The sequence below is a fragment of the Bacillus sp. RCC_6_1 genome, assembly GCF_041360755.1.
In the GTDB taxonomy this organism is placed as follows: domain Bacteria; phylum Bacillota; class Bacilli; order Bacillales; family Bacillaceae_G; genus Bacillus_A; species Bacillus_A cereus.
Map to the genome: position 1 here is coordinate 980,268 of NZ_JBFUPV010000002.1, position 18,685 is coordinate 998,952.

Here is an 18,685-nt window from a genome sequence, read left to right on the forward strand (position 1 = left end):
GATATCAAAAACCATTTAGGAGGAACTATATTATGTCAGTAATTTCTATGAAGCAATTGCTTGAAGCTGGTGTTCATTTCGGACATCAAACTCGTCGTTGGAACCCAAAAATGAAGCGTTACATTTTCACAGAGCGTAACGGTATCTACATCATCGACTTACAAAAAACTGTGAAAAAAGTTGAGGAAGCTTACAGAACGATGCGCGACATCGCTGCTGAAGGCGGAGACATCTTATTCGTAGGTACTAAAAAACAAGCACAAGAAGCTATTAAAGAAGAAGCAACTCGTGCTGGTATGTACTTCGTTAACCAACGTTGGTTAGGCGGAACTTTAACAAACTTCCAAACAATCCAAAAGCGTATCAAGCGTCTTAAAGACATCGAAAGAATGCAAGAAGATGGTACTTTCGAAGTACTTCCTAAGAAAGAAGTTGTTCAACTTAAAAAAGAGTTAGAGCGTCTTGAGAAATTCTTAGGCGGTATTAAAGATATGAAAGGTCTTCCAAGTGCATTATTCGTAGTAGACCCTCGTAAAGAGCGTATTGCAGTTGCTGAAGCACGCAAATTACACATTCCAATCATCGGTATCGTTGATACAAACTGTGATCCAGACGAAATCGATCACGTTATCCCAGCAAACGATGATGCAATTCGTGCTGTAAAACTTCTTACATCTAAAATGGCAGACGCGATCCTTGAAGCAAAACAAGGTGAAGAAACTGTTACTGCGTAACAAAGTTGGAAAGGTGATAAGGGGTTCGGCCTTTTATCACCTTTTTTAAGGTATAAACACCTTTATAAAAGGTATAAATACATATTTTAGGAGGATGAAAAGTATGGCAATCACTGCTCAAATGGTAAAAGAATTACGTGAAAAAACTGGCGCAGGTATGATGGACTGCAAAAAAGCTTTAACAGAAACTAACGGCGACATGGAGAAGGCAATTGACTTCTTACGTGAAAAAGGTATTGCGAAAGCTGCTAAAAAAGCTGACCGCATTGCTGCTGAAGGTTTAACTTTCATCGAAACAAACGGTAACGACGCTTTAATCTTAGAATTAAACTCTGAAACTGATTTCGTTGCGAAAAACGAAGGTTTCCAAACACTAATTAAAGAATTAGCTGCTCACTTATTAACTAACAAACCAGCTAACGTTGAAGAAGCTATGGCTCAAACAATGGAAAACGGTAAAAAAGTTGAAGAGCACATCAACGAAGCAATCGCTAAAATTGGTGAAAAACTTACACTTCGTCGTTTCGAAATCGTATCAAAAACTGATGCAGATGCATTCGGCGCTTACCTACACATGGGTGGACGCATTGGTGTATTAACAGTTCTTGAAGGTTCTACTGATGAAGCTGCTGCTAAAGATGTTGCAATGCACATCGCTGCAGTTAACCCTAAATACATCGACCGCGATGCTGTAACAGCTGAAGAAGTTGAGCATGAGCGTCAAGTATTAACACAACAAGCATTAAACGAAGGCAAGCCTGAAAAAATCGTTGCAAAAATGGTTGAAGGCCGTTTAGGCAAATTCTTCGAAGAGATTTGCTTACTTGACCAAGCATTCGTTAAAAACCCTGATATGAAAGTTCGTCAGTTCGTTGAGTCTAAAGGCGGAACACTAAAAGGATTCGTTCGCTACGCTGTTGGTGAAGGTATCGAAAAACGCGAAGACAACTTTGCTGAAGAAGTAATGAACCAAGTAAAAGGTAGCAACTAATACAGATTAGGGAACACATTGTGTTCCCTTTTTTAAAATAAAGATGTAAGCAATTGGAGGTTCATTATGAGTAAACCGAAATATAATCGTGTCGTTTTAAAGCTAAGTGGAGAAGCTTTAGCTGGAGAGCAAGGATTTGGAATTAACCCAACTGTTATTAAGTCAGTTGCGGAACAAGTAAAAGAAATTGCAGAACTTGATGTAGAGGTTGCTGTTGTTGTTGGTGGCGGTAACATTTGGCGTGGGAAAATTGGAAGTGAAATGGGCATGGATCGTGCAGGGGCAGATTACATGGGCATGTTAGCGACAGTTATGAATTCATTAGCTCTTCAAGATAGCTTGGAGAATATCGGAATTCAAACTCGTGTACAAACTTCAATTGAGATGCGTCAAGTTGCAGAACCTTACATTCGTCGTAAAGCAGTTCGTCACTTAGAGAAAAAACGTGTTGTTATCTTTGCAGCAGGTACAGGTAACCCATACTTCTCTACAGATACAACAGCAGCATTACGTGCGGCAGAAATTGAAGCAGATGTAATTTTAATGGCGAAAAACAATGTAGATGGTGTATATAATGCGGATCCATCTATTGATCCAACAGCTACGAAATATGAAACGCTTACTTACTTAGACGTATTAAAAGAAGGTTTAGGTGTAATGGATTCTACAGCTTCTTCTCTATGTATGGATAATGATATTCCATTAATTGTATTCTCAGTTATGGAAAAAGGTAATATTAAACGTGCCGTTTTAGGCGAAAATATCGGAACAGTGGTAAGGGGGAAATAAATATGGGACAACAAGTATTGAAGTCTTCAAATGAAAAAATGGAAAAAGCAGTTGCTGCTTATTCTCGTGAATTAGCAACAGTTCGTGCTGGCCGTGCAAACGCGTCTGTATTAGATAAGGTACAAGTTGATTACTATGGTGCACCAACACCAGTTGTGCAATTAGCGAACATTACAGTTCCAGAAGCGCGTTTACTAGTAATTCAACCTTATGATAAAACTTCTATCGGTGATATTGAAAAAGCAATTTTAAAAGCAGATTTAGGCTTAAATCCTTCTAATGATGGAACTGTAATTCGTATTGCATTCCCTGCATTAACAGAAGAACGTCGTCGTGATCTTGTAAAAGTTGTGAAAAAATATGCTGAAGAAGCTAAAGTTGCTGTTCGTAACGTACGTCGTGACGGAAATGATGATCTTAAGAAGCTTGAAAAAGCTGGCGAGATTACAGAAGATGATTTAAGAGGATATACTGAAGATATCCAAAAAGAAACAGATAAATATATTGCAAAAGTTGACGAAATCGCAAAAAACAAAGAAAAAGAAATCATGGAAGTGTAATAGCGATAACTTCGCAATTATGACCCTCTTCTTAAGGGGGTCTTTTTACACTTTTAGGCATACGTCTGCTTGCTGGAGGGTATGAATGATGTTTAAAAACTTTCCTTTTTTTAAAGGTAAAAAGGACACATCGTTTGATCATCTCGTTGAAGAAGTGAAAAAAGGATATATCCCAGAACATATTGCCATCATTATGGATGGGAATGGAAGATGGGCAAAGAGGAGAGCAATGCCTCGTATTGCGGGACATCATGAAGGTATGCAAGTTGTAAAGAAAATTACAAAATTTGCAAGTAAACTTAATGTGAAAGTGTTAACTCTTTATGCTTTTTCAACTGAGAACTGGAAAAGACCGAAAAAGGAAGTTGATTATTTAATGAAGCTTCCAGAAGAATTTCTAGGTACATTTTTACCAGAATTGATTGAAGAAAACGTACAAGTCCGAGTAATAGGGCAAAAAGATCGTCTTCCTACGCATACACGCAGAGCGATGGAGAAAGCCATGGAAGATACGAAAGAGAATACGGGATTAATTCTTAATTTCGCGTTAAACTATGGAAGTCGAGATGAAATCGTTTCTGCTGTGCAACATATGATGAAAGATAATGAGGAAGGAAAAATTCGTTCTGAAGAGGTAAGTGAAGAAATGCTTTCCTCCTACTTAATGACGAGTTCTTTACCTGATCCAGAGTTGTTAATCCGAACAAGCGGAGAGCTACGTATTAGTAATTTCATGTTATGGCAAATTGCATATTCGGAGTTTTGGTTTACAGACGTGTATTGGCCAGACTTCAAAGAAGAACATTTGCTAAATGCGATTACTGACTTTCAACATAGAGGGCGCAGATTCGGAGGCGTGTAGAAAGAGAGGGTTTGGTAGTGAAACAGAGAATTATTACTGGAGTGGTTGCTGCCGCGCTATTCATTCCCATCGTAATATACGGTGGCGTGCCTTTTACGGTTTTAGTGTATGCACTTGCTTCTATAGGTTTATATGAATTAATTCGTATGAATAAGCTTACGCTTATTTCAGTACCGACAGTTTTAGCTGCAGTATTATTGTGGATTCTTTTAATTCCAAGTAGTGCATCAGAACTGTTTACATGGATTGGATTAGGTAAATTGGAAATCACATTTGTGATTGTTTTATTACTTTTATCATATACAGTCCTTTCTAAGAATACATTTACTTTTGATAATGCTTCATTTTTACTGATGGCAACGACATATGTGGCAATGGGATTCTTATATTTAAATGAAACGAGAATATTAGGAATTAAATATGTATTTTGCGCATTATTTGTTATATGGGCTACTGATTCAGGCGCATATTTCGTAGGAAAAGCATTGGGCAAGAGAAAATTGTGGCCAGAAATCAGTCCAAATAAAACGATTGAAGGTTCATTAGGGGGCATCGTTTGTGGAATTATTGTGGCACTTGTTTACAACGTGTTCTTCCCAGTCGAATCGAATGTAGTAATTTTAATTGTGCTGACAATTATTATTTCTATTTTTGGACAAATTGGTGATTTAGTACAATCTGCTTTTAAACGTCATTATGGCGTAAAGGATTCAGGTACAATTTTACCTGGGCATGGTGGTATATTAGACCGAACAGATAGTTGGTTATTCGTTTTACCAATTCTCTACTTCTTATTACAATATAATTAATAAATGAACGAGGGGTTGGAGTCATGAAAAACATTAGTTTATTAGGTGCAAGCGGATCAATTGGTACACAAACTTTAGATGTATTACGCTCGCACCCAGACCAATTCCGTCTCGTTGCTTTTTCTGTAGGGAAAAATATTGACTACGCAGTAAAGGTAATTCAAGAATTTTCTCCGCAAATCGTCTCTGTGCAAAGAGAAGAAGATGTTTTAAAATTACAATCTGTTTCTGGTAATACAAAAATTGTATATGGTAGTGAAGGACTTTTAGAAGTAGCACTACATCCAGATGCGGAGATTGTAGTAAATGCTGTTGTAGGTAGCGTAGGGTTGTTACCAACACTTCGTGCAATTGAGGCGAAAAAAACAATTGGAATTGCAAATAAAGAAACGTTAGTAACTGCAGGACATCTTGTAATGGAAGCAGCACGAAAACATAATGTTTCGTTACTTCCAGTTGATAGTGAACATTCGGCTATTTTTCAATGCTTGAATGGTGAAAATGAAAAAAGAATTTCTCGTCTTATTATAACGGCTTCTGGTGGAAGTTTCCGCGATAAAACGAGGGATGAATTGCATCATGTGACCGTAGAAGATGCGCTTCGACATCCAAACTGGTCAATGGGTTCGAAAATTACAATTGATTCTGCTACAATGATGAATAAGGGACTAGAAGTAATTGAAGCACATTGGCTTTTTGGTATCCCTTATGAGCAAATCGATGTTGTTTTACATAAAGAAAGTATTATCCATTCTATGGTTGAATTTGAAGATCGTAGTGTAATGGCGCAGCTTGGTTCACCTGATATGCGAGTACCAATTCAATACGCACTTACATATCCGGATAGATTGCCTCTTTCAGACACAAAACAGTTAAACTTATGGGAAATAGGGACGTTGCATTTTGAGAAAATGGACCAAGAACGATTCCGTTGTTTACGTTTTGCGTATGAAGCTGGAAAAGCAGGTGGAAGTATGCCAGCTGTAATGAACGCAGCGAATGAAGTAGCTGTTGAAGCCTTTTTACAAAAGAGAATTGATTTCTTAACAGTGGAAGACCTCATTGAAAAAGCAATGAACCATCACAATGTCATTGCACGACCGAGCTTAGAGGAAATTTTGGAAATTGATGCGGCCACAAGACGGTTTGTGATGGAACAAATTTAGCAAAGGTGGTTATGGAATTGAATACAGCGATTGCCTTTATATTAATTTTCGGTGCACTCGTATTTTTCCATGAGCTAGGGCATCTATATTTCGCAAAAAGAGCAGGTATTTTATGCCGCGAGTTTGCGATTGGTTTTGGTCCGAAAATATTCTCATTTGAAAAGAATGAAACGGTGTATACGATTCGATTACTGCCCCTTGGTGGCTATGTAAGAATGGCTGGCGAGGATGCGGACACAGTTGAGTTAAAGCCTGGGAAAAAGGTTGGCCTTGTATTAAATGAAAAAGACGAAGTTGTGAAATTAGTTTTTGATGGATATGAAAAGTATCCAAATGTTCGTGTTATTGAAGTCGAACAAGCTGATTTGGAGCATAATTTAACAATTTCGGGCTATGAAGAGTACGAGGAAGAGCTTCAAACATTCCGAGTGAATGAAAAGGCTCGTATTATTACTGCGGGGGAAGAAATTCAAATTGCCCCGTATAATAGACAATTTGGCTCGAAAAAACTAGGGCAACGCGCTTTAACAATCTTTGCGGGTCCTGCAATGAACTTCATTTTAGCATTTGTTATTTTTGTGATTCTTGGATTTGTACAAGGGGTTCCTGTTGACAAACCAATGGTCGGAAAAGTGATGGATAACAGTGCAGCACAGCAAGCTGGATTGAAAGAGAATGATACAATTCAAGCTATTGATGGGAAAAACACAAGTACATGGAAAGATGTTGTTACTATTGTACGTGAAAACCCAAATAAAGAAATTACGTTACAAGTAAAGCGTGATAATGAACAGTTTAATGTGAAAGTAACGCCAACACTCGATAAAGAAGGTAAAGAAGAAGTTGGTAGAATTGGTGTCTACTCTCCTGTAGAGAAAACAGTGATGGGTTCTATTAAATCAGGTTTTGAACAAACGTACCAATGGACGAAACTAATTTTTGAGTCTCTTGTGAAATTAGTAACTGGTCAATTTTCTATTAATGAGTTGTCAGGTCCAGTAGGAATTTATAATCTAACAGATCAAGTTGTAGATTATGGGTTTACGCGTGTACTAAGTTTAGCTGCAGTTCTAAGCATTAATCTTGGTTTATTTAATTTATTACCAGTTCCTGCTTTAGATGGTGGCCGTTTATTCTTCTTCTTAATTGAAGCGTTACGAGGGAAACCAATTGATCGCCAAAAAGAAGGAATGGTTCACTTTATTGGTTTTGCATTATTAATGTTACTTATGTTAGTTGTAACTTGGAATGACATTCGTAAGTTTTTCTTGTAAAATAAAGTGAAACTTATAATGAAATAGAGCTCGTAGAATAAAATCCCTCACCTAACTCGAGGTGAGGGGTTTTACTGCGTGTAAGAGTAAAATGAAGAGGTGCAAATAAATGAAACAAAGTATGGTATTCAGTCCTACATTACGTGAAGTTCCAGCTGATGCTGAAATTAAGAGTCATCAGCTATTACTTCGTGCAGGTTTTATGCGTCAAAATGCTTCTGGTATTTATAGCTTTCTACCATTTGGATTAAAAGTATTACACAAAGTAGAACGTATCGTTCGAGAAGAAATGGAGCGCGCAGGAGCTGTAGAATTATTAATGCCAGCTATGCAAGCTGCAGAATTATGGCAAGAATCAGGTCGTTGGTATTCTTACGGATCTGAATTAATGCGTATGAAAGATCGTAACGCTCGTGAATTCGCATTAGGAGCGACACATGAGGAAGTAATTACGGATCTTGTGCGTGATGAAGTGAAATCATATAAAAAATTACCGTTAACATTATACCAAATTCAAACAAAATTCCGTGATGAGCAAAGACCTCGTTTCGGCTTATTACGTGGAAGAGAGTTTCTAATGAAAGATGCATACTCTTTCCATGCTACACAAGAGAGCTTAGATGAAGTATACGATCGCTTATATAAAGCATACTCTAACATTTTTACTCGCTGTGGCTTGAATTTCCGTGCAGTTATTGCTGATTCTGGAGCAATGGGCGGAAAAGATACACATGAATTTATGGTATTATCTGATGTTGGTGAAGATACAATTGCATACTCTGACACATCTGATTATGCAGCAAACATCGAAATGGCTCCTGTTGTAGCTACGTATACGAAGAGTGACGAAGCAGAAAAAGCACTTGAAAAAGTAGCAACACCAGACCAAAAAGCAATTGAAGAAGTATCTGCATTCTTAAACATTGCAGCTGACAAGTGCATTAAGTCTATGGTGTTTAAAGTAGATGAGAAATTAGTAGTTGTACTTGTTCGTGGTGATCACGAAGTAAACGATGTGAAAGTGAAAAATGTATACGGCGCTTCAGTTGTTGAGCTTGCTTCTCATGAAGAAGTAAAAGCATTATTAAATTGTGAAGTTGGTTCATTAGGACCGATTAATGTAACAGGTGATATCGAAATTATTGCTGATCACGCTGTAGCATCAATTGTTAACGGATGTTCAGGAGCGAATGAAGAAGGGTTCCATTATGTAAATGTAAATCCAGAACGTGACTTTAAAGTAAGTCAATATACAGATTTACGCTTTATTCAAGAAGGAGACCAATCTCCAGATGGAAACGGAACAATTCTTTTCGCACGCGGAATTGAAGTTGGTCATGTATTTAAATTAGGAACTCGTTATAGTGAAGCAATGAACGCAACATTCCTAGATGAAAATGGAAAAACACAACCACTTATTATGGGTTGTTACGGTATCGGTGTATCTCGTACAGTAGCAGCAATTGCAGAGCAATTTAACGATGAGAACGGCTTAGTTTGGCCAAAAGCGGTAGCACCGTTCCATGTGCATGTAATTCCAGTAAATATGAAATCTGATGCACAACGTGAAATGGGTGAAAATATCTACAACTCATTACAAGAACAAGGCTATGAAGTGTTATTAGACGATCGTGCAGAACGTGCAGGTGTTAAATTTGCAGATGCAGATTTATTCGGTCTTCCAGTTCGTGTTACAGTTGGTAAAAAAGCAGACGAAGGTATTGTAGAAGTGAAAGTACGTGCTACAGGTGAGTCTGAAGAAGTAAAAGTAGAAGAACTTCAAACATATATTGCAAATATTTTAAAATAAGAAGAGGTACCTCGTAATGGGGTACCTTCTCTTTCTTTGTAAACGTATTTTGTAAAAGAAGAGGTGAGAAATCTTTCTTTGTGGTACGTTTCAATTTATAATAGCAAATGGAAGGAGAGTGCTTATGTCTTTAACAAATGAACAACAAGAGCGATTTCAAATTTTGCTCCAGCAGTTGCAAATACCAGACGACCTTATAAATCAATATTTACAAGGCGGTGGTATTGAAAGGCTCGTTATTGATAAAGCGAATAAAAGTTGGCATTTTGATTTACAAGTGCCACGTATTTTGCCTACAGAATTATATGAATTGCTAGAAACAAAGCTTAAGCAATCATTTTCTCATATTGCAAGAACAACATTTGCATTAGAAACAGAGAATAAACAATTTACAGAAGAAGAAGTGAGGGCGTATTGGCCGCTTTGTACGGAACGAATTACATTTTCACCTATGTTCGCATACTTAAAGAAGCAGCTTCCACAGGTGAATGGAGTGAAGTTGTTAATAAATGTAAATAACGAGCTGGAGTCTACGGCTTTAAAGAAAAACGTTGCGAAACCAGTAGGGGATCAATACGAAGTTTTTGGATTCCCGCGTTTTCAGTTAGACACACATATACAGCAAAATACAGAAGAAATGCAAAAGTTTCGTGAACAAACGCAGCAAGAAGACCGTGAGCGTGTTATACAAGCTATGGAAGAAATGGCGAAGAAGCAAGCTGAAGAAAGCAGCGTTGTGTATGAAGGACCGATTACACTCGGGTATCTTATTAAGCCAGATGAAGAGATTACACCGATGCGAGAAATTCAAGATGAAGAAAGAAGAAAAACGGTTCAAGGATATGTCTTCCATGTAGAAACAAAAGAGCTTCGTAGTGGGCGTACGTTATTAACTTTAAAAATAACGGATTATACGGATTCTATTATGATCAAAATGTTCTCGCGTGACAAAGAAGATATTCCAATGCTGCAATCCTTGAAAAAAGGAATGTGGGTGAAAGCGCGTGGTTCTGTTCAAAACGATACATTCGTTCGAGATTTAGTAATGATTGCAAATGATATTAATGAAATAACAGGACCGTCTCGTAAAGATAAAGCACCAGAAGGCGAAAAACGAGTAGAGCTGCATCTCCATACTCCGATGAGTCAAATGGACGCTGTCACTCCAGTTTCTAAGCTTGTTGCTCAAGCTGGTAAATGGGGACATGAGGCTATCGCGGTTACAGATCATGCCGTGGCTCAGTCCTTCCCAGAGGCGTATTCTGCAGGGAAGAAGGCTGGTGTTAAAGTTATATATGGTGTAGAAGCAAATCTAGTTAATGATGGTGTACCGATAGCGTATAACGAAGCGCATCGTTTACTTGCAGAGGAAACGTATGTTGTTTTCGACGTTGAGACGACAGGTTTATCAGCTGTATACGATACAGTCATTGAGTTGGCTGCCGTAAAAGTAAAGGGTGGCGAAATTATTGATCGCTTTGAATCTTTCGCAAATCCACATCAACCATTATCAGCGACGATTATTGAATTGACAGGTATTACGGATGATATGTTAACTGATGCACCTGAAGTGGACGAAGTGTTTAAAAAGTTTGAGGAATGGATGGGCGACCATACACTTGTTGCCCATAACGCGAGCTTTGATATGGGCTTTATTAACGTAGGTTTTAAAAAAGCTGGACTAGAAAAAACGAATAATCCAGTTATTGATACGTTAGAACTTGCACGATTTTTATTCCCAGAAATGAAAAATCATCGATTAAATACGATGTGTAAAAAACTTGATATTGAATTAACACAACATCACCGTGCGATTTATGATACAGAAGCGACGGGATATTTACTTGTGAAAATGTTGAAAGACGTAATTGAAAAGGGATTTGAATATCACGATCAATTAAATGATAGCATGGGACAAGGGGATGCGTATAAGCGTGGCCGTCCAAGTCATATGACGTTACTTGCCACATCAGATGTTGGATTGAAAAATTTATATAAACTTGTTTCATATTCTCACCTTAATTACTTTTACCGTGTACCACGTGTGCCGAGATCACTATTAAAAAAATATCGTGAAGGGATTTTAGTAGGAACGGCTTGTGATAAAGGTGAAGTGTTCGAGGCAATGATGCAAAAGGCACCTGAAGAGGTAGAAGAAATTGCCCAGTTCTATGATTACATTGAAGTAATGCCTCCAGAGGTGTTGCGTCATTTAGTAGAACGTGAGCTTGTTCGAGACGAAGGTCAATTAAAAACAATTATTTCTAACTTAGTAAAACTAGGTGAGACGTTAGATAAACCAGTTGTTGCTACAGGAAACGTGCATTATTTAGACCCTGAGGATGCGATGTATCGTAAAATTTTAGTCAGTTCGCAGGGCGGAGCCAATCCGTTAAATCGACATTCATTACCGCCAGTACATTTCCGTACAACTGATGAGATGTTAGAATGTTTTTCATTCTTAGGTGAAGACAAAGCGAAAGAAGTTGTTGTAACAAATACACAAAAGATTGCGTCATTAATTGGTGATGTGCATCCAGTAAAAGACGATCTATACACACCGAAAATTGAAGGTGCTGATGATGAAACGCGTGATATGAGTTATAAAATGGCGCGTAGCATTTATGGTGAAGAGCTACCGGAAATTGTAGAAGCACGTTTAGAAAAAGAATTAAAAAGTATTATTGGGCATGGATTCGCCGTAATTTATTTAATTTCACATAAGCTTGTGAAGAAATCGTTAGTAGACGGATATCTAGTAGGTTCGCGTGGATCGGTAGGGTCATCATTTGTTGCAACGATGATGGAAATTACAGAAGTAAACCCATTACCACCACACTATGTATGTCCGAAGTGTAAGCAATCAGAATTCTTTAATGATGGTTCTGTAGGTTCTGGTTTTGACTTACCAGATAAAGAATGTCCTGCTTGTAATATTCCATATGTAAAAGATGGACATGACATTCCTTTCGAAACGTTCCTTGGATTTAAAGGAGATAAGGTGCCCGATATCGATTTGAACTTCTCCGGGGAATACCAACCACGTGCCCATAACTATACGAAAGTACTGTTCGGTGAAGACTATGTATATCGTGCAGGAACGATTGGTACAGTTGCGGAAAAAACTGCTTACGGATATGTAAAAGGTTATGCAAATGATCATAACTTAACGATTCGAAATGCAGAGATTGATCGCTTAGTAGCAGGGTGTACCGGTGTAAAACGTACAACAGGACAGCATCCAGGCGGTATTATCGTTGTGCCAGATTACATGGATATCTTTGATTTCTCACCAATACAGTACCCAGCTGATTCAATTGGTGCTGAATGGAGAACAACGCATTTTGATTTCCACTCGATTCATGATAATTTATTAAAACTTGATATACTAGGACACGATGATCCGACCGTTATTCGTATGTTACAAGATTTAAGTGGTATTGATCCGAAAACAATCCCAACGGATGATCCAGAAGTAATGAAAATTTTCTCTGGTCCAGAATCGTTAGGGGTAACGGAAGAGCAAATTAACTGTAAAACAGGTACACTTGGTATACCAGAGTTTGGTACAAAATTCGTAAGACAGATGTTAGAAGAGACAAAACCGACGACATTCTCAGAGTTAGTCCAAATTTCTGGACTATCACATGGTACTGACGTATGGCTTGGTAATGCAAACGAGTTAATTTATAACGGTACATGTACGCTGAGCGAAGTTATCGGTTGTCGTGATGACATCATGGTATATTTAATCTATCAAGGTCTAGATCCATCATTAGCCTTCAAAATCATGGAGTCGGTTCGTAAAGGTAAAGGTGTACCGGAAGAATGGGAAGAAGACATGAAAAATAATAATGTACCAGGTTGGTATATTGATTCATGTAAGAAGATTAAATACATGTTCCCTAAAGCCCATGCGGCTGCTTACGTACTTATGGCTGTACGTATCGCATACTTTAAAGTACATTTTGCACTGTTATTCTATGCCGCATATTTTACAGTTCGTGCAGATGATTTTGATGTAGAGGCAATGGCGAAAGGTTCAGCATCTATACGTGCAAGAATTGATGAAATTGCTCAAAAAGGATTGGATGCAGCGCCGAAAGAGAAAAGTTTATTAACAGTACTAGAAATGACACTTGAAATGTGTGAGCGTGGATACTCATTCCAAAAGGTGGATTTATACCGCTCACATGCAACAGAATTTATTATTGATGGAGACACATTAATTCCTCCATTTAATGCGGTACCTGGTCTTGGTACAAACGCAGCTTTAAGTATTGTGGAAGCACGTAAAAATGGAGACTTCTTATCAAAAGAGGACTTGCAGCAGCGTAGTAAGGTTTCGAAAACAATTATTGAGTATTTAGATAGTCAAGGTTGTTTAGGAGATTTACCGGATCAAAACCAGTTATCACTGTTCTAGTAGGTAGGAAAAGTCTTTGCAAATCAACATTTCCTATGATATACTATTAACCGAGATAACCATGTCATGTATATTGTGTAAAGAAAAGAGTGGGGAAACCCACTCTTTCGTGTTACTATCTATGTTTTCTCTACGTAGATAGGTAAAAGATTTCTGTCGTATATACATATTTTGTTACAAGTTTTACTTCTTAAATTTGGTAATACTAAGACAGATAATCCCTGCTGAACAGCAGGGGCTTTTGTTAGCTAACGAGAAAGAATAAGATAGACCGTTTTTAAAGTGGCGGGGTCTTCTTCTTTTAAATGGTACATGACGGCAGGAAGGAGGCTGTTTATGGATAAGAAAGTCACAGAAGTTGTAGAAGCATTTGCGCAGCCGATCGTTGAAGAGTTAAATCTTGAACTTGTAGATGTAGAGTATGTGAAAGAAGGACAAGACTGGTTCTTACGCGTATTCATCGATTCTGAAAAGGGAGTCGACATTGAAGAATGCGGTGCGGTAAGTGAACGTTTAAGCGAAGCTTTAGATAAAGAGGATCCAATTCCTCATCTTTACTTTTTGGATGTATCATCTCCTGGAGCGGAACGCCCATTAAAGAAAGAAAAAGACTTCCAGCAAGCGGTAGGAAAACAAGTGGCAATTAAAACATATGAGCCGATTGATGGTGAAAAGATGTTTGAAGGAAAACTGCTTTCTTACGATGGTACAACAATAACATTATTATTAACAATTAAAACACGTAAAAAAGAAATCCAAATTTCGATGGATAAAGTCGCAAATGCGCGACTTGCTGTTACGTTTTAGTTAGAAGGGGGATCTTCATGAGCACTGAGTTATTAGATGCTTTGCTCGTATTAGAATCTGAAAAAGGCATTAGCAAAGACATTATTATTGATGCGATTGAAGCAGCTTTAATCTCTGCTTATAAGCGCAATTTTAATCAAGCACAAAACGTTCGTGTGAGCTTTAACCCAGAAGTGGGAACAATTCAAGTTTTAGCACGTAAAGACGTAGTAGACAATGTGTTTGATCCACGTCTTGAAATTTCTGTAGAGGAAGCAAGACAAATTAATCCAAACTACCAAGATGGTGACGTACTAGAAATTGAAGTAACACCAAAAGACTTTGGTCGTATTGCAGCACAAACTGCAAAACAAGTTGTCACACAACGAGTGCGTGAAGCAGAGCGCGGTGTTATTTACTCTGAGTTTAGTGACCGTGAAGAAGATATTATGGTAGGTATTGTACAACGTCAAGATGCTCGTTTCATCTATGTAAGCTTAGGAAAAGTAGAAGCTTTATTACCTGTAAGTGAGCAAATGCCTAATGAGCAATACAAACCACATGATCGTATTCGCGTATTCATTACGAAAGTAGAAAAAACGACAAAAGGACCACAAATTTACGTATCACGTACACATCCTGGTCTTTTAAAACGTTTATTCGAAATGGAAGTTCCTGAAATCTATGATGGAACTGTAGAAATTCGTTCTGTAGCACGTGAAGCTGGCGATCGCTCTAAGATCTCTGTATATGCAGAGAACACTGATGTTGATCCAGTTGGTTCTTGTGTAGGACCAAAAGGGCAACGTGTACAACGCATTGTAGACGAATTAAAAGGTGAAAAAATTGACATCGTCCGCTGGTCAAATGATCCAGTTGAATATGTTGCAAATGCATTAAGCCCATCACAAGTTGTTAAAGTACTTGTAGATGAAGAAGAAAAAGCGACAACAGTAGTTGTTCCAGACCACCAGTTATCATTAGCTATCGGTAAGCGTGGACAAAATGCACGTCTTGCAGCTAAATTAACAGGCTGGAAAATTGATATTAAGAGTGAGTCTGATGCGAAACAACTTGGTATTGTAACAGAAGAAGATAGCGTAATCGCATTTGGATTCGATTCAGTGGAAGACGAAATCGAATAGAGGTGATGAGTATGAGCAATCGAAAAGTTCCGTTACGAAAATGTGTTGCAACGCAAGAAATGAAATCAAAACGAGAGCTCGTTCGCATTGTTCGTTCCAAAGAGGGAGAAGTGTCCATTGATTTAACTGGGAAAAAATCAGGACGAGGTGCTTACTTGTCGAAGGACAAGGAGAGCATTCTTCAAGCTCAAAAGAAAAATGTTTTGGAACATCATCTAAAAGCGAAAATCGACGGTTCTTTATATGAAGAGCTTCTTGAGCTTGTTGAGAAGGAGTCGAAATAAGTGTCCGATTGGAAATCGTTTTTAGGACTAGCAAACCGGGCTCGGAAAATTATTTCGGGTGAAGAACTCGTTTTAAAAGAAGTACGAAGTGGCAAAGCAAAACTTGTATTGCTATCTGAAGATGCGTCAGTAAATACTACAAAACGCATCACAGATAAAACTACGTACTACAACGTACCAATGAGAAAGGTCGAAAATCGACAACAATTAGGGCATGCGATTGGGAGAGATGAGCGAGTCGTTGTAGCTGTGTTAGATGTAGGCTTTGCGAAAAAGCTGCGTAGCATGCTCGATACAAATTACCGGGGGTGAAGGTATGAGTAAAATTCGAGTGCATGAATATGCAAAAAAACATAATATCTCAAGTAAAGATCTTATGACAAAACTAAAAGAAATGAATATCGAGGTTTCGAATCATATGACAATGTTAGACGATGAAGTAGTAAATAAATTAGATAATGAATATCAAACTGAAAAACCTTCTGTTGCAGATGAGTTTGAAGTAGAAGAAAAAGTTGTTCGCAGTAAAAAGAACAGCAATAAGAAAAAGAAAAAAGGCAAAGGAAACGAAGACAAACGTCAAGAGAACTTTGCTGGTAGACAACAAACTCAAATTGTAGAAACACCAGATAAAATTACTTTCTCTGGAAGCCTTACAGTAGGAGATCTTGCTAAAAAATTAAGCAAAGAGCCATCTGAAATTATTAAGAAGCTCTTCATGCTTGGAATTATGGCAACAATTAACCAAGACTTGGATAAAGATACAATTGAGTTAATTGCTAACGACTACGGTATTGAAGTAGAAGAAGAAGTAATTGTAAGCGAGACTGAGTTTGAAACATTCATTGATGAGCAAGATGATGAAGAGAACTTAAAAGAACGTCCAGCTGTAGTTACAATCATGGGACACGTTGACCATGGTAAAACAACATTACTGGATTCTATTCGTAACTCAAAAGTAACTGCAGGCGAAGCGGGTGGAATTACTCAGCATATCGGTGCATATCAAGTTGAAGTAAACGATAAGAAGATTACATTCTTAGATACACCTGGTCACGCAGCATTTACAACGATGCGTGCTCGTGGGGCACAAGTAACGGATATTACAATCCTTGTTGTTGCAGCGGATGACGGTGTTATGCCACAAACGGTTGAAGCAATTAACCATGCGAAGGCAGCAGGAGTACCAATTATTGTTGCTGTGAATAAAATGGATAAACCAGCTGCAAACCCTGATCGCGTAATGCAAGAACTAACTGAATATGAATTAGTTCCAGAAGCTTGGGGCGGAGATACTATTTTCGTACCAATTTCTGCAATTCAAGGCGAAGGCATTGACAACTTACTAGAAATGATCCTTCTTGTAAGTGAAGTAGAAGAATATAAAGCAAATCCAAACCGCTATGCAACTGGTACAGTAATCGAAGCACAGCTTGATAAAGGTAAAGGAACTATCGCGACATTACTTGTTCAAAATGGTACGCTTCGAGTTGGAGATCCAATCGTTGTTGGAACTTCATTCGGACGTGTTCGTGCAATGGTAAGTGATATTGGTCGTCGTGTAAAAGTTGCTGGTCCATCAACTCCTGTTGAAATTACTGGTTTAAACGAAGTACCACAGGCTGGAGATCGTTTCATGGCATTTGCTGATGAGAAGAAAGCTCGTCAAATTGGTGAATCACGTGCACAAGAAGCGTTAGTTGCACAACGTGGTGAGAAATCTAAATTAAGCCTTGAAGATTTATTCCAACAAATCCAAGAGGGCGATGTAAAAGAAATTAACTTAATCGTAAAAGCAGACGTACAAGGTTCTGTTGAAGCGATGGCAGCATCACTTCGTAAAATTGATGTTGAAGGCGTAAAAGTTAAAATCATTCACACTGGTGTAGGTGCGATTACAGAATCTGATATCATTTTAGCTTCTGCATCTAATGCAATTGTAATTGGATTTAACGTACGTCCAGATGTGAACGCGAAGCGTACAGCTGAATTAGAGAACGTTGATATTCGTTTACACCGTATTATTTATAAAGTAATCGAAGAGATTGAAGCAGCTATGCAAGGTATGCTTGATCCAGAATTCGAAGAAAAAGTAATCGGTCAAGCAGAAGTTCGTCAAACGTTTAAAGTAACAAAAGTTGGAACAATCGCAGGTTGTTACGTAACAGACGGTAAAATTACGCGTGATAGTGGCGTACGTATTATCCGTGACGGCGTAGTAATTTTCGAAGGACAACTTGATACGTTAAAACGTTTCAAAGACGACGTAAAAGAAGTTGCACAAAACTATGAGTGTGGTATTACAATTGAGAGATATAATGATCTTAAAGAAGGGGACATCATTGAAGCGTACATTATGGAAGAAGTGAAGCGATGATTATCGCTTCACTCTCATTCGAGTGTATGATTTACGATGTGCATTCTTTAAAAGAGAAACGTGCAATTTTACAACGTGTGTTAACTCGTGTAAAACAGCGCTATAATGTAGCTGTTTCTGAAGTTGGGCACCAAGATGTATGGCAACGTACAGAAATTGCAGTTGTTTCCGTATCCTCAAATCGTGTTATCTGTGAGAAAGAAATGAATCGTGTACTTGAGTACATCGATTCATTTCCTGAAATTGAACGTACAATAACACATTTGGAATGGTATTGAATGAGGTGAAGAGTTATGAAATTACGTGCGAACCGTGTGGGCGAGCAAATGAAAAAAGAATTAGGCGACATTATCAGTCGTAAAATTAAAGACCCACGTATTGGATTTGTTACAGTAACTGATGTACAAGTGAGTGGTGATTTACAAATTGCTAAAGTATATATTTCTGTTTTAGGTGATGAAGAACAGAAAGAAAATACTTTAAAAGGTTTAGCGAAGGCAAAAGGCTTTATTCGTTCAGAAATTGGCCAACGTATTCGTCTTCGTAAAACACCAGAAATTACCTTTGAGTTTGATGAGTCTATCGGATATGGTCATCGAATTGATACACTTTTACATGAAATTAATAAAGACGGTAAACGTGAAGAATAATGGATAGACATTTGTCTATCCA

Annotated in this window: 17 protein-coding genes; all 17 read left to right on the top strand. The window is 38.0% G+C overall.

The window, feature by feature from the left end:
- The first annotated feature begins 32 nt into the window (after positions 1-32).
- The 17 genes from rpsB to rbfA all read left to right on the top strand — a co-directional run bounded on the left by rpsB (position 33) and on the right by rbfA (position 18,663).
- Positions 33-734, top strand: a complete 702-nt coding sequence (gene rpsB / locus AB6801_RS11295) for a 30S ribosomal protein S2 (protein WP_000111485.1) — start codon at positions 33-35, stop codon at positions 732-734.
- A gap of 103 nt (positions 735-837) precedes the next feature.
- The gene (gene tsf / locus AB6801_RS11300) at positions 838-1,725 is read left to right on the top strand and encodes a translation elongation factor Ts (RefSeq protein ID WP_001018578.1); all 888 of its coding nucleotides are present in this window, start codon (positions 838-840) and stop codon (positions 1,723-1,725) included.
- Between the two features lie 66 nt (positions 1,726-1,791).
- Positions 1,792-2,514 (top strand): UMP kinase, encoded by a 723-nt coding sequence (gene pyrH, locus AB6801_RS11305; protein ID WP_000042668.1) that lies wholly within the window; start codon positions 1,792-1,794, stop codon positions 2,512-2,514.
- Between the two features lie 2 nt (positions 2,515-2,516).
- Positions 2,517-3,074, top strand: a complete 558-nt coding sequence (gene frr, locus AB6801_RS11310; RefSeq protein WP_000531501.1) for a ribosome recycling factor — start codon at positions 2,517-2,519, stop codon at positions 3,072-3,074.
- An 85-nt stretch (positions 3,075-3,159) separates the two neighbouring features.
- On the top strand, positions 3,160-3,936 hold the full coding sequence (gene uppS, locus AB6801_RS11315) for an undecaprenyl pyrophosphate synthase (protein WP_000971296.1): 777 nt from the start codon (positions 3,160-3,162) through the stop codon (positions 3,934-3,936).
- 17 nt (positions 3,937-3,953) lie between these two features.
- Positions 3,954-4,745: a phosphatidate cytidylyltransferase gene (gene cdsA / locus AB6801_RS11320; RefSeq protein ID WP_000813592.1), complete on the top strand. Its 792-nt coding sequence runs from the start codon at positions 3,954-3,956 to the stop codon at positions 4,743-4,745.
- 23 nt (positions 4,746-4,768) lie between these two features.
- A complete protein-coding gene (gene dxr, locus AB6801_RS11325; protein ID WP_000790372.1) occupies positions 4,769-5,911 on the top strand; it encodes a 1-deoxy-D-xylulose-5-phosphate reductoisomerase in 1,143 nt (380 codons plus the stop codon).
- 17 nt (positions 5,912-5,928) lie between these two features.
- Positions 5,929-7,185 (top strand): RIP metalloprotease RseP, encoded by a 1,257-nt coding sequence (gene rseP / locus AB6801_RS11330; RefSeq protein ID WP_001090245.1) that lies wholly within the window; start codon positions 5,929-5,931, stop codon positions 7,183-7,185.
- 109 nt (positions 7,186-7,294) lie between these two features.
- Positions 7,295-8,995 (top strand): proline--tRNA ligase, encoded by a 1,701-nt coding sequence (locus tag AB6801_RS11335; RefSeq protein WP_000814333.1) that lies wholly within the window; start codon positions 7,295-7,297, stop codon positions 8,993-8,995.
- Positions 8,996-9,119: 124 nt separating this feature from the next.
- Complete coding sequence (locus AB6801_RS11340) at positions 9,120-13,421, top strand: PolC-type DNA polymerase III (RefSeq protein WP_000060005.1); 4,302 nt, start codon at positions 9,120-9,122, stop codon at positions 13,419-13,421.
- Between the two features lie 336 nt (positions 13,422-13,757).
- A complete protein-coding gene (gene rimP / locus AB6801_RS11345) occupies positions 13,758-14,228 on the top strand; it encodes a ribosome maturation factor RimP (RefSeq protein ID WP_000359096.1) in 471 nt (156 codons plus the stop codon).
- Positions 14,229-14,245: 17 nt separating this feature from the next.
- Complete coding sequence (gene nusA / locus AB6801_RS11350) at positions 14,246-15,352, top strand: transcription termination factor NusA (RefSeq protein ID WP_000102604.1); 1,107 nt, start codon at positions 14,246-14,248, stop codon at positions 15,350-15,352.
- 11 nt (positions 15,353-15,363) lie between these two features.
- Positions 15,364-15,636, top strand: coding sequence for an RNase P modulator RnpM (gene rnpM, locus AB6801_RS11355; protein WP_000071127.1), 273 nt, complete (start codon positions 15,364-15,366; stop codon positions 15,634-15,636).
- On the top strand, positions 15,637-15,948 hold the full coding sequence (locus AB6801_RS11360; protein ID WP_001286524.1) for a YlxQ family RNA-binding protein: 312 nt from the start codon (positions 15,637-15,639) through the stop codon (positions 15,946-15,948).
- 4 nt (positions 15,949-15,952) lie between these two features.
- Complete coding sequence (gene infB, locus AB6801_RS11365) at positions 15,953-18,013, top strand: translation initiation factor IF-2 (RefSeq protein WP_000036343.1); 2,061 nt, start codon at positions 15,953-15,955, stop codon at positions 18,011-18,013.
- Positions 18,010-18,291: a DUF503 domain-containing protein gene (locus AB6801_RS11370; RefSeq protein ID WP_000582367.1), complete on the top strand. Its 282-nt coding sequence runs from the start codon at positions 18,010-18,012 to the stop codon at positions 18,289-18,291. The genes infB and AB6801_RS11370 overlap by 4 nt, the downstream gene beginning before the upstream one ends.
- A 15-nt stretch (positions 18,292-18,306) precedes the next feature.
- Positions 18,307-18,663, top strand: coding sequence for a 30S ribosome-binding factor RbfA (gene rbfA / locus AB6801_RS11375; RefSeq protein WP_000776437.1), 357 nt, complete (start codon positions 18,307-18,309; stop codon positions 18,661-18,663).
- Positions 18,664-18,685: the final 22 nt, after the last annotated feature.